The 12,708-nt window shown below is 45.0% G+C and carries 10 protein-coding genes and 2 pseudogenes; 10 read left to right on the top strand and 2 right to left on the bottom strand.

The annotated features are described in order from the left end of the window. Nucleotides 1-99 precede the first annotated feature (99 nt). The 4 genes and pseudogenes from IQE94_RS10430 to IQE94_RS10415 all read left to right on the top strand — a co-directional run. On the top strand, nucleotides 100-615 hold the full coding sequence (locus IQE94_RS10430) for a GNAT family N-acetyltransferase (RefSeq protein WP_212718034.1): 516 nt from the start codon (nucleotides 100-102) through the stop codon (nucleotides 613-615). 132 nt (nucleotides 616-747) lie between these two features. After that, nucleotides 748-2,058, top strand: coding sequence for an IS701 family transposase (locus IQE94_RS10425; protein WP_223341867.1), 1,311 nt, complete (start codon nucleotides 748-750; stop codon nucleotides 2,056-2,058). A gap of 130 nt (nucleotides 2,059-2,188) precedes the next feature. Then, nucleotides 2,189-3,002 (top strand): annotated as a pseudogene (locus IQE94_RS10420) (IS630 family transposase). Nucleotides 3,003-3,201: 199 nt separating this feature from the next. Beyond that, a pseudogene (locus IQE94_RS10415) lies at nucleotides 3,202-3,846 on the top strand (IS256 family transposase); the annotation flags it as partial. A 102-nt stretch (nucleotides 3,847-3,948) separates the two neighbouring features. Here IQE94_RS10415 and IQE94_RS10410 read toward each other — a convergent pair. Next, a complete protein-coding gene (locus tag IQE94_RS10410) occupies nucleotides 3,949-4,428 on the bottom strand; it encodes a hypothetical protein (RefSeq protein WP_223341866.1) in 480 nt (159 codons plus the stop codon). A 377-nt stretch (nucleotides 4,429-4,805) separates the two neighbouring features. Between IQE94_RS10410 and hpnH the strand changes: the two genes are divergently transcribed. From hpnH to IQE94_RS10380, 6 genes are all read left to right on the top strand, one after another. Then, nucleotides 4,806-5,888 (top strand): adenosyl-hopene transferase HpnH, encoded by a 1,083-nt coding sequence (gene hpnH / locus IQE94_RS10405; RefSeq protein WP_370630469.1) that lies wholly within the window; start codon nucleotides 4,806-4,808, stop codon nucleotides 5,886-5,888. Between the two features lie 118 nt (nucleotides 5,889-6,006). Continuing rightward, entirely contained in the window at nucleotides 6,007-7,176 is a 1,170-nt protein-coding gene (locus IQE94_RS10400) for a glycosyltransferase family 4 protein (RefSeq protein ID WP_223341865.1), read from the top strand. Further along, nucleotides 7,173-8,507, top strand: a complete 1,335-nt coding sequence (locus tag IQE94_RS10395; RefSeq protein WP_223341864.1) for a TrkH family potassium uptake protein — start codon at nucleotides 7,173-7,175, stop codon at nucleotides 8,505-8,507. The genes IQE94_RS10400 and IQE94_RS10395 overlap by 4 nt, the downstream gene beginning before the upstream one ends. A 72-nt stretch (nucleotides 8,508-8,579) precedes the next feature. Further along, nucleotides 8,580-9,014, top strand: coding sequence for a bacteriohemerythrin (locus IQE94_RS10390; RefSeq protein WP_212718029.1), 435 nt, complete (start codon nucleotides 8,580-8,582; stop codon nucleotides 9,012-9,014). A gap of 80 nt (nucleotides 9,015-9,094) precedes the next feature. Continuing rightward, nucleotides 9,095-10,141, top strand: a complete 1,047-nt coding sequence (gene plsX / locus IQE94_RS10385) for a phosphate acyltransferase PlsX (RefSeq protein ID WP_212718028.1) — start codon at nucleotides 9,095-9,097, stop codon at nucleotides 10,139-10,141. Between the two features lie 94 nt (nucleotides 10,142-10,235). Continuing rightward, on the top strand, nucleotides 10,236-11,228 hold the full coding sequence (locus IQE94_RS10380) for a beta-ketoacyl-ACP synthase III (protein WP_212718027.1): 993 nt from the start codon (nucleotides 10,236-10,238) through the stop codon (nucleotides 11,226-11,228). 7 nt (nucleotides 11,229-11,235) lie between these two features. Here IQE94_RS10380 and psbP read toward each other — a convergent pair whose 3' ends face one another. After that, nucleotides 11,236-11,802 (bottom strand): photosystem II reaction center PsbP, encoded by a 567-nt coding sequence (gene psbP / locus IQE94_RS10375; protein WP_223341863.1) that lies wholly within the window; start codon nucleotides 11,800-11,802, stop codon nucleotides 11,236-11,238. Nucleotides 11,803-12,708: the final 906 nt, after the last annotated feature.

Below are 12,708 nucleotides of genomic sequence, written 5' to 3'. Positions count from 1 at the left end.
GCGATCAAAGCTTATACTTAAGGTTTGAAAGTAATTATCACCATTCCCCCACTGCTTTTCCCTTTGTCCACCCCAGCTTGTTCTTGAACGCCCAACGGCATGGTTTTTTGGAAACGCTTTTTCAATCCCGATTCAACTAGTTCGCCATCCCTGGGCTCAACGGGGGCAGAAGAATTTCCCACCGATGACATCGATAAAGGCCGGATATTTTTCACCACTGACCGGGACATTGACCTCTACGAGTTGGAGGAACTGTGTGACGCGGTGGGCTGGGCCCGACGTCCCATTCGCAAAGTTAAAAAGGCTGTAGAGTGCAGTTTTCTGGTGGTTACCATGTGGGAAGTGCGGGGCAATCGACGGCGATTGGTGGGGTTTGCCCGGGCCACTTCTGACCATGCTTTCAATGCCACCGTATGGGACGTGGTGATTCACCCTAGTCTTCAGAGCAAGGGTTTGGGTAAGGCCCTAATGCAATACATAATCCGCAAATTACGCCATTACGACATCAGCAATATCACCTTGTTCGCCGATCCCCAGGTGGTGGATTTTTATCGACGTTTGGGCTTTGTGCTGGACCCGGAAGGTATTAAGGGCATGTTTTGGTACCCAGACTAATTCCTTTGATGATAGTTTTAACGTATTGATAAACTGGACTGGAAGCTTGCTAACTAACCGGCTAACTATCCCTCTTCCGTCAGACTGAGGGAATTAAAATGGAGATAAAAGGCTGAAAAGCGCGGAGGGAGAATGACAAAGACAAGAGAGGCGAAAAAGACAGTACAGTGTGTAGACACATATAGTGAACTGTATAAAGATATATTTCCAGAAGTGAGGTCTTATGAGTCATTTAAATATATCATTGTGGGAATATTAAGTGATATAAAAAGAAAGAGTTTACCTGCAATAGCATCATCACTAGGATTGAAAAATGAACAGGGATTACTGCATTTCATGACAGATTCTCCTTGGGAATTAAAAGAATTAGAAAAAAGAAGATTAAATATTATCTTAGAAGTTTTAGAAGGAAGAGAAATAATAGTAATAATAGATGAAACAGGAGACCCCAAAAAAGGGAAAACAACAGATTATGTAAAAAGACAATATATTGGAAATTTAGGAAAAATAGAAAGCGGTATAGTGTCAGTAAATGCCTATGGTTACTGCAATGGAGTAACGTTTCCTCTAGAATCAAAAGTATTTAAACCAAAAGAAAGATTAAAAGAGGGAGATAAGTATAAAACAAAGCCGGAATTAGCAGTAGAGATAATAAAAGAACTAGAAGAAAGTGGTTTTAAAATAAAAAGAGTAGTGTCAGATAGCTTATATGGAGAAAGCCATAGCAATTTTATCAGTGCCGTAGAGGAATTAAAAATAGAATATGCAGTGGGAATCCGGAGCAATCATGGGGTCTGGCTTCCAAAGGAAGCTAAAGTAAGGGCAAATAAGTGGAGGAGGTTTGAACATATAAGATGGGATGGAAAACAGGAAGATAGGTATATCAGAGAAATAGTTTATGGCAAAAAAAACGCAATAAGATATTGGGAAATTAAAACAGAAACAGAAAAAGAGGAGGAAAAAGCAGGATGGTTTGTAATGACTCGAATACCAGATATTAAATATAAAGAAGTTGGCAGAATATATGGGGTAAGGTCATGGATAGAATATGGATTTAAGCAATGCAAAAGTGAATTAGGATGGGCAGATTTTAGGGTAACTCATTATGAGCAAATTCAAAAATGGTGGGAATTAGTGATGTGTGCATATTGTATGATTTGTTTTTATGATGAGAATTTTAATCCGACTCTAAATTCAACGTCAAAGTATCATCAAAAGCATGAAAAATGGGATAAAGAAGAAGGGTGGAAAAAATGGCTAAACAACCTACGATTAGTGATCTCTGTATTTAATGCAATAAATCTTATCAAAAAGTGGTTAAAAGTATTTCCATTTGCCCATGTTTTGGATGAGTTAACTAAACTTTACAACAAGATTGATAAGCTAGATCGATTAAAGTATTTGCTAAATTCATGGAATACATTCTATTCTTCTTCTGCCTAGATTGATGAAAGAGGGCTATAGCTAACTGAAATAAGAGTGGGACGGACGGTATGTATAATGCTATATTATGAATAATGACTAAACTAATAAGTAACTTATGGCATAAGATCTAGATTTACGGCTAAGAGTAATAAGTTTTCTAGAAGAAGGGAATGGTGTAACGAAGGCATCAAAAATATTCAAAGTAGGTAGAGAGACAATTTATAGATGGTTAAGCCGGGAAAATCTGGAACCAACGAAGGTAAAGAACCGGCGTCGGAAGATAGATATAAAAGAGCTGGAGAAAGATGTGATGGAAAATCCGGATATGCCGATGAAAGAGAGAGCAAAGAAATTCGGTGTAACTGCTAGCGCACTGTCATATAGATTTAAAAAAATGGGAATTACCAGAAAAAAAACAGTTACCATATAAAGAAAGAAATGAGGAAAAAAGAGCAGAATATCAAAAAATCCTGAAAGAGCTAATTCTAATTTATGGGGTTGCAAGCCTTGTATTCATAGATGAAGCTGGTTTTGAGGAGTTTGCCTCTTCAGTATACGGATGGTCAAAAAGAGGAGTAAGAGTATATGGAGAAAAGCAAGGAAAGAGAGGAAAAAAAGAAAACCTTGTGGCAGGTAGAAGAAAAAACAAAAAAGAGCTGATAGCACCGATGCTATTTACTGGAAGTTTAAATGCCGAAGGTTTTGAAGGATGGCTTGAATTATACTTGATACCTGCATTAACAATTCCATCGGTATTAATTATGGATAATGCGCCTATTCATAGAAAGACTAGGATTAAAAAAATAGTGGAAGAGGCAGGACATACAATTTTATTTTTACCTACCTACTCGCCAGATCTTAATGACATAGAGCATGATTTTAGTGCATTGAAAAGAGCAAGAACATACGCCTCTCCAGGTGTAAGCATAGATGAAATCATTCGTAACTACTGTGTAGCATAGTGTCCTATAGTTAATTTAATTATCTATAATTTTAAAATCCTTAAATCATTAATAGACGAGACTTTCAATTAAAAGATCGAGTTTTTTTGCTGTATTCGTTCAAGTTGCTTTGATTGCAATTCATTGTAATTTATTTGGTTTTTATATTGTTCACATTGAGTTTGAATTTGAGCTTCAATTTTGTTAAAAGTTTTACTTTCAAATTCCTCAATTGGCAGTGTATGCAGCGTTGAGTATTGACCGGGAAGGAGACAAACAGCTACTAGGACTACAGATTGGGGAAGCAGAGGCCGAGGGAGCCAAATTTTGGTTACGAATCCTGACAGAGCTCAAGAATCGGGGGCTAAAGGATATTCTAATTGCCTGTTGTGATCGCTTAAGGGGCTTTCCTGAGGCGATTGAGGCAAGTTTATCCCCAAACCCAAGTCCAACTATGTATTGTCCATTTGATGCGTAATTGCCTTAACTCTGTCCCCTGGAAAGACCCCAAGACAGTGGCGACAGATTTGAAGCGGCTCTGGATGCTTTTTCCCAGAAATGGGATAAACTTTACCCCGTTATCACTCAAATCTGGCTACGTCATTGGGAGCATGTCATTCCCATTTTTGACTATCCCATGGAAATTCGACGGGTAATCTATACCACCAATGTTATTGAGTCCATGAACCGTTCTTTACGTAAAGTAATTAAAACCAAAGCCGTTTTTCCCGACGAAGATTCTGTTTTTACGCTATTACATTTAGCCATGAGGAACTTCACTAAAAAATGGCAACGCCCTATCCGAGATTGGCGAGCTGCTGCTTTCCATTTTGCTATTCTTTTTCCTGAACGCTTTTCTCTTTAATTTTCCTCTTTACACAAAATTTAGATCACTCTCCCATACTAACCGATGACCCTTAAATTATACTTCCATCTCCCGCAAGATTTTTTGCCATCCTGGCCACAATTAAATATCTGACCAATTATCCAGTAATCCCCAGTCTTCTTCCTGTTGCGAGAACTTAGCGAATTTTTTGTACAGAGGATAATCCTTCATCACTAATCGCTCCTTACAATGCACTACTGGTGCATAATCAGAGTCATATTCTTTGTATCGTACTCGTAAATCCTGCAAGCCAATCTGCATCATCATCTGCCAGCGGGGATGGGGATTAGTGTCAAAATCTGGACAGAAAATATAATCGAAGTAGGAAATTTTTGGTTCATTAAGATTAAACTTAATCAGCGTAAATTGTAAATTTTGATTTAGTTTAGACTGATAATTTTCATCAAAAATTTGTCGAGCAAGGCTTTCATATTTTTGTATAATGGACGGTAAGTGCAAAATTACGGAGTGATGAATATAGATATCATTAGATAAATGCTTGCCAGTATTCAGGACTCTCAATTCAATTTTGATATCGGTAAATTCATTGATATTAACCATTTGATCTTTTGGTGGCGACAAGTATAACTTTAATTTTAATAGTCAATTACAATTGAAACGACAGATTGAAATCAGAAACTGTTTAGAAAATAGGATCGACTGTAAAAGTTATTGAAAAATGCGTAAATTATATTGTAATGAATAGTAGTGGATCAATCACATAAAATTAATACTAACAAGTGCTACTCTGCTTTAAACTATAAAGCATAATTATCTCTGCAAATTTTTAGAGTTCTAACTATCGAGACATAGTTTTCCACCCTGAAGACTAATTCCAACATTGTCGGTAAAGGGATTTTGCTCTGCGTTGCCATGCCTGTGTCTATACTTTGTCATTAAAATCAGAGTTAGATTCAGTTGGCCCATCTTGGTCCTGAATGGCAGGGTTTTCCCGTGTCATACTTTTTGGTAACAATCAGAAATTTAGGTGGTGTGAAAAAATCATGGCTGTATCCCTTAAGCAAGCTCTAGTGGTGGGTAGCTACATTATTGGCCAGCGGCTCCAGGGCAAAAAGCGCTTCCCCCTGGTGCTAATGCTGGAACCCCTATTCCGCTGTAACCTGGCCTGCCAAGGCTGTGGAAAAATTCAACATCCCACAGAAATTCTTAAGCAAAATCTCTCCCCAGAAGATTGTTTTCGGGCCGTGGAAGAATGCGGTGCCCCGGTGGTATCGATCCCTGGCGGTGAACCTCTGCTCCATCCCCAGATCGATGAAATTGTCCGGGGTTTGGTGGCCCGTCGGAAGTTCATCTATCTTTGTACCAATGCGATTTTGCTGGAAAAAAGCCTCGATAAATTTCAGCCTTCCCCCTACTTGACCTTCAGCGTCCACCTGGATGGTCCCAGGGAGCACCACGACAAATGTGTCGATCGCCAAGGGGTATTTGACAAAGCGGTTGCGGCCATTAAAGCAGCTAAGGCCAGAGGATTCCGGGTCACCACCAATACCACCGTGTTTGAAGGAGCTAACGTGGCGGAAATGCAGACATTTTTTGACTATCTGCAAACCCTGGGCATCGACGGAATGATGATTTCCCCTGGCTACAGCTATGAGTGGGCACCGGACCAAGAGCATTTCCTTAAGCGAGACCAGACTAAAGCTTTGTTCCGAGAGCTATTAGCCCCCTGGAATCAAGGCAAAAAAGCTTGGAACTTTAACCATAACCCCCTATTTTTGGACTTTCTCATGGGGGAAAAGGATTACGATTGCACCCCCTGGGGTAGCCCTAGCTACAGCGTGCTCGGTTGGCAAAAACCATGTTACCTACTCAACGAAGGTTATTACCAAAGTTTTCAAGAACTACTGGAGGAAACGGCATGGGAAAACTATGGCCCCAAAAGTAACAATCCCCAATGCCAAGATTGCATGGTCCACTGTGGCTATGAACCAACCGCCGCCCTCGATGCTCTCCACCCCGCCAATATGGGTCGGGCCATGGGGAGTTTGATCAGCGCCTAGAGTCCGACGCCATCGCCAGAAGCCCAAAGATCCCCTATGATTGGCGAAGAAATTTTGAGAATGCCAAAGTTTACAATGCCCTGATTGGCACGGTTTCGTTCACGGTCTGGTTATCTGCATGCATATTGCTTGGTTAGGAAAAAAAACGCCCTTTTGCGGCAATGTAACCTACGGTCGGGAAGTCACCAATGCATTACTAGACCGGGGCCATCAGGTAAGCTTTTTGCATTTTGCCCAGGAGGAGGAGGGGGAGTCCCTGGCGGAAAGTGGTTGCGCTGAAGTGGCGTTGCCGTTTCTGTTTAAGTCAACCATTTATACTATCCCCACCCCCCGCTCCAGCCGAGTTTTGGCCGATGCTCTAGCTAAGTTAAAGCCCGATCTGGTTCACGCTTCTTTGACCCTTTCCCCCCTGGATTTTCGTTTACCGGAAATTTGCGAAGAATTGGGTTTGCCCCTGATTGCCACCTTTCATCCTCCCTTTGATAGTAAACTACGCAATTTTTCCTCCAGTACCCAGTTTTTGACCTACCAACTCTATGCCCCCTCCTTGGCCCAGTACGACAAGGTAATTGTATTTTCCCGGCTACAGCGAAACCTTTTACTCAAGTTGGGGGTGCCCCGGCAGCGCTTGGCCATCATTCCCAATGGGGTGCCGGTGGAGCGCTATTGTCCGGGGGAAAATGACCTTAAAAAACAGTACCAAGCAGAACGGTTATTTATCTATCTGGGACGCATCGCCCCGGAAAAGAACGTGGAAGCTCTGCTCAAAGGCTGGAAGTTTTCCGACATGGGCCCCCATTGCAAACTGCTGATGGTGGGGGACGGCCTTTTGAAATCGACCCTACAAACCCACTACGGCCCGGAAATGGGGGTGCATTGGTTGGGCTTTGTGGCCGATGAGTTGACCAGGATTCAACTGTTGCGGGCCGCCGATGCCTTTATTTTGCCTTCCCTGGTAGAGGGTTTATCCCTGTCTTTATTGGAAGCTATGGCCTGTGGCACGGCCTGTGTGGCCACCGATGCTGGAGCAGATGGGGAAGTGCTGGAAAATGGGGCGGGCATTGTGCTCAAAACCCAAGGGGTGACAGCCCAACTAAAAATTCTTTTGCCTTTACTACGGGATCATCCAGAGATCACGGAACTGTTGGGGCGCAAGGCCAGGGAAAGGGTACTGGAGCGCTACACCTTTGCGGCCAACATGGTGCAACTGGAATCTCTCTATCAAACTTTGGTGCCTCACCAAACCCATTCTGCGAATCTAAGTTCTTATTTTTATCTGCTGGAATGACTATTTCCCGTACCATTTGCCTTGGTTTCATTGTGGCGATCGCCGGAGGGGCATTACTGTTGCTGATGCCCTTTGCCACCAGTACCGGGGAATGGGGCAGCCCCTTGGTAGCCTTGTTTACTTCCACTTCCGCTGTTTGTGTGACGGGGCTCAGTGTGGTGGATGTGAGCAAATACTTTTCCTTTTGGGGAGAATTGACTGTCATGTTGCTGGCCCAGTTGGGGGGGCTGGGCTATATGACCCTGACCACATTTTTGATGATCCTGATTGGGCGCAAATTTGACTTACAACAACGGTTTGCCATCCAAGAATCCTTCGACCATCGTTTTGCCCAGGGCAGCAATAATTTAATTAAATCCGTCATTGCCACCACGTTAATTTTTGAAATTACTGGGGCGATTATTCTTTTTGGTGTTTTCGTCCAGGACTACCCTCCCCCCAGGGCCCTCTGGTATGCGGTTTTCCACAGCATCAGCGCCTTTAATAATGCTGGTTTTAGCTTGTTTTCCGACGGTTTGATTGGTTATCAGAGCTCCTTACCCCTTAACTTGGCGGTTTCGGCTCTGATTATTTTTGGCGGCATTGGTTACCAGGTAATTATCGAGTCCTATTTTTGGGTGGTACGCAAAGTCAAAAATTCCCGGCGGCGGTTTGCCTTTTCCCTCAACCTCCGGGTGGTGGTGCGGGTGACCATTTTTCTGTTGTTGTTGGGCTTTTTTGGCATTCTGATTTTGGAAGCCCAGGGCAATCGGGCTTTAGCTCAGTTTTCCCTCCAGGATCGTTTGCTGATCGCCTGGTTCCAGTCGGTGACCACCCGGACGGCGGGCTTTAACACCATTGATTTGAATGAGCTGAGCTCCACTAGCTTGGTGCTGGTGATGTTGTTGATGTTCATTGGGGCTAGTCCCAGTGGCACCGGCGGCGGAATTAAAACCACCACTTTTGCCATTTTGGCCAACTGTACCCGGTCGGCTCTGCGGGGGCAGGAAAGGGTAATTATTGACGACCGCTGTATTCCGCCCCAGTTAATTCTTAAGGCGATCGCCGTGGTGTTTGGTTCGATGGTGACGGTGATTTCCAGTGTGAGTTTGCTGATTTTTCTGGAGTCGGAACAGGAAACGGTGTCCTTGACATTTGAAGCGGTGTCCGCCTTTGCCACGGTGGGCCTTTCCCTGGGCATTACTCCGGAGCTAAAACCCCTGTCCCAACTGGTATTGATTGTCACCATGTTCATTGGTAGGGTGGGCATCACCATTCTAATGGCGGCGATCGTGGGGGATCCTAAACCAAGTTTGATCAAATACCCGGAGGAAAATTTGCTGGTGGGCTAATGGAGTTTATCCCGCAGATTGATGGAATTTTACTACTACAATGGGAGGTATAGAGCTAACGAGGGTAGTGCCATGGGCATCGCCGTTTGGTCTGAAGATTTGGCCTGTGGTTACGAATTAATTGATTTACAGCATAAGCACCTATTTGCTCTGATCAATACCTTGGACGAGTCTTTGCAAAAACCCATTGCTAAGGAAGAACTGAGTTTATTGCTGGCGGATTTGCTGGAATACACTGAGTTTCATTTCCGCTGCGAAGAAGAGCTAATGCGGAGTTTGGATTACCCCCATTTGTTTGAGCATCGCACTATCCATGAGAAATTAACCAAACAAGTGGTAGATCTACAATTTCGTTTGCGGCACTCAGAAAGTGTGTTGGCGGTGTTTTTTGATTTGTCTAGCTTCCTGGCCGATTGGCTTAGGCATCACATCCAGGAAAACGATATTAAGATGATTCATTTTGTCCGCCGAACCCTCAAAGAAAAACAAGCCCAGGTTATCAGTTAAGTTAACTAGACAGATGGGGGAAAAGTTCTGCTTAACCGGGCGGTCTGCTACAATTTTTGAGATTCAATGGGTTGTGATCAATGGCTGTAACGCGGGCGAAAATTGCTTTAGACGCAATGGGCGGTGACTATGCCCCCGAAGAGATTGTTATCGGTGCTATCCGGGCCAGTCAGGAGTTGGACGTCGATATTTTCCTGGTGGGTGATCGCCAGGCCATTGAGGATTGCTTAACCCGCCATCCCCATCAGGGACTAAACCTGACCATTGTTGACGCGGAAGGAGTGGTGGAAATGGAAGAAGATGCGGTGGTGGTGCGCCGTAAGCCCAAAGCCTCCATTAATGTGGCCATGAATTTGGTCAAGGAAAAACAAGCCGATGCGGTGGTGTCCGCTGGCCATTCCGGGGCGGCCATGGCCTCTGCCCTGTTGCGGTTGGGGCGCTTAAAAGGCATTGACCGGCCGGCGATCGGCACAGTTTTTCCCACCATGATTCCCGGCAAATCGGTGATTGTGCTGGACGTGGGGGCCAATGTGGACTGTCGCCCTAAATATTTAGAGCAATTTGCCCTGATGGGAACGGTGTACAGTCAGTACGTACTGGGAGTATCGGAACCGAAAGTGGGTCTGCTGAACATTGGGGAAGAGCCCACCAAAGGCAACACCCTTGCCTTACAAACCCATGAACTGCTCAAAAGTAATCCGGAAATTCCCTTTGTGGGTAATGCGGAGGGGCGGGACGTGCTCTCAGGCAATTTTGACGTAATTGTCTGTGACGGCTTTGTAGGCAACATTGTGCTCAAGTTTGCCGAAGCGGTGGGAGAAATTTTGCTCAACATTGTAAAGGAAGAATTGCCCCAGGGGTGGCGAGGAAAATTAGGCACGGCATTGCTAGCCCCCAACCTCAAACGCATTAAACAGCGGGTGGACCACGCCGAACATGGGGGGGCATTACTGTTTGGAGTCGATGGTATTTGCCTGATCAGCCATGGCAGTTCCCGCAATGGCTCCATTTTTAATGCCATTCGTCTGGCCAAGGAAGCCGTCGATAATCAGGTTTCTATCCGCATTAACAGTTCCACTTCCCTGTTGATGGAGCGGCAAAAAACAGAAGAATTACAAAATATCTAGAAACTGCCTCTGGCCATAGTGACTCAGGGGCCAGCTTTGTCCTATGCTTTAAGCCTGTAATCGCTCACCATGACATCAGCGGGAGTCAGGACTTTTGAATACCCTTGGCAGTGGCCTCAAAATTATTGGCAGTGGCACGGCGATCGCCGACCAGAGTTTGACAAATCAAGACCTGGGCAACATTGTTGAGACTTCCGACGAGTGGATCCAGTCCCGCACGGGGATGCGCCAACGCTACATTTGTTCAGCTAGTGAAAATTTGGCCAGTTTGGGGGTCAGAGCGGGACAAGAAGCCCTGGCCATGGCGAGGCTACAACCAGATGATTTGGATTTAATTATTCTGGCCACTTCCACCCCCGATGATTTATTTGGCAGTGCGGCCCAAATTCAGGGGGGATTGGGGGCGACTAGAGCCTTTGCCTTTGACGTCACTGCGGCCTGTTCTGGGTTTGTGGTCGGGCTCAATGTGGCGGCCCAATTTTTGCGCACCGGAGTTTACCAACAGGTTTTACTAGTGGGAGGGGACGTACTTTCCCGTTGGGTCGATTGGTCTGACCGCACCACCTGTGTGTTATTCGGTGATGGGGCCGGAGCAGTGGTGTTGCAACGGCAAGCCCAGGACAATTTGCTCGCCTTTGAAATGTACACCGATGGCACTGGCAATGGCTGTCTGAATTTGCCCTACCAAGCATTACCCCAACCTTTAACAGCCGGAAAAACCGTTGCCCAGGGAACCTATCAACCCATCACCATGAACGGGCGGGAAGTGTACCGTTTTGCCGTGGCTAAAGTACCGGAAATCATCGAAAAAGTACTGTTCAAAGCGGAATTAACCACCACTGACTTAGACTGGGTGATTCTCCACCAAGCCAATCAACGCATTATTGACGCCGTGGGCGATCGCCTGGGTATCCCCTCGGAGAAGATGATCAGTAACGTGGGCAATTATGGCAACACCTCGGCGGCTTCCATCCCTCTGGCTTTGGATCAAGCGGTGCGGGAGGGTAAAATTAAAGAGGGAGACTTAATTGCCCTGGCCGGCTTTGGGGCCGGCTTAACTTGGGCCGCCAGCGTCGTGCGGTGGTAGGGGCAAGTTAGTACACGTGAAAGGAACTGGCCACCGTGTCAAACAAATTTTTCACCGTATCCCAGCGGTTCTCCGCCGTAGATAAATCAAACGTAATTAACTTACCCCGATTAGTGGTCACACTGGCCAGATCATGGCGCTCCACATTGTCCCCCACCAATACTCGGTACTCCAGAGTGTAATAAACCTGACCATCTTCATCCCTTTCTTCCGCCGTAATTAATTCCGCCTGGCGATCGCCTTGGGCAGCCTCATTGACCGTTTTCATGAAGCGGTAGCCCACATCGGTGGCTGTGCCCAAATCCGTCAAGGTTTTATCGTTGGGAATTTCACTAATAATCACACTCAAATTTTCATCCCGCTCAATCAAATCCCGGAACACCACATCCACCCCAGGGGAAGCGCCCTTGACGTCCACCCCAATCCAACCATTAGGGTAAAGAAACTCATAACCATCTTTGGTGTCACTGTAGCGTTGCAAACTGGCAATGCCCACGCCTCCACAGGCGGTGAGGGTAAAGCTCAGTAGTAAAATTACCAGGACTACAGCAGTGGATAGGGACTTTTTAAACATGGGAGCAAGGGAAGAACTGGGCCGGAAGGCAAAAATACCTTTCCTTACCCATTAAACCTCCAATGGTTGGCCAGAAACTAGGGGCAAAATGATTCCCTGGGCAAAAAAAGGGCAAAAACTCGCCATGGCAACTACTACGGAGTGGGAAGCAGGAATATGCCATCCCTAGCTAACCTATTTCCTGCCCAAGCCCGGCGGGTCGGAAATATAAATTTAACTTATTAAAAAGTTTGACAAATTTGAGGCAGTTTCGCAGCAAAAATACTGCCTGGGAACCAAATATTTCATACACTTAGAGGTATGGTTTTTCTCACAAAAATAGTCTTATTTCTATTCATTGTATAAGGGCAGTTTGGGGCTAGAGCAGATTGGTCATTCCATGTTGAGACTTTCCTATGCCTTTTACAGAAACGTTTTTAGCAATTTTTCTTTGATAAATTTCATCGACTTTGGGCAAATTCCACAATCACCATAGAGTAAAAATCATGAACAAGTTTGAATCAACACAGTCACAACCAAAGATAAATGACAATGCTAGCTGGATAATTCATGTGTATGATAAAAGTCGCCGCCTCCTATTTATCTTAGAGCCTTCCCACGCTTGGCTCTTTTTACTGGGTTGTGGTGTTGGTTTACTACTGTCGATGGTTTGGATCAATGTTGCTCGCCATGCTCAACCACCGGAATCTCCTCCAGTCCAGGGATCCCCCCCCTTACAGGTCGACTAGACCCAATAGTTTAAATAGTTGGAAAATTTGTCACATTGGCTAACCGATAGAATGCCATCGAGCAAAATTATTACTCACCATGGAGTCCCAGGAGAGCGACGATCACCAAATAACAGTAAAACTTATCATTCAAATTGGAAATTACTTAGCAGATCCAGGGGGACAGTCGCAAAATTGG

Origin of the sequence: Synechocystis sp. PCC 7339 (assembly GCF_019924095.1) — a bacterium.
Lineage (GTDB): Bacteria > Cyanobacteriota > Cyanobacteriia > Cyanobacteriales > Microcystaceae > Synechocystis.
This window is presented reverse-complemented; position numbering and strand designations above follow the sequence as displayed.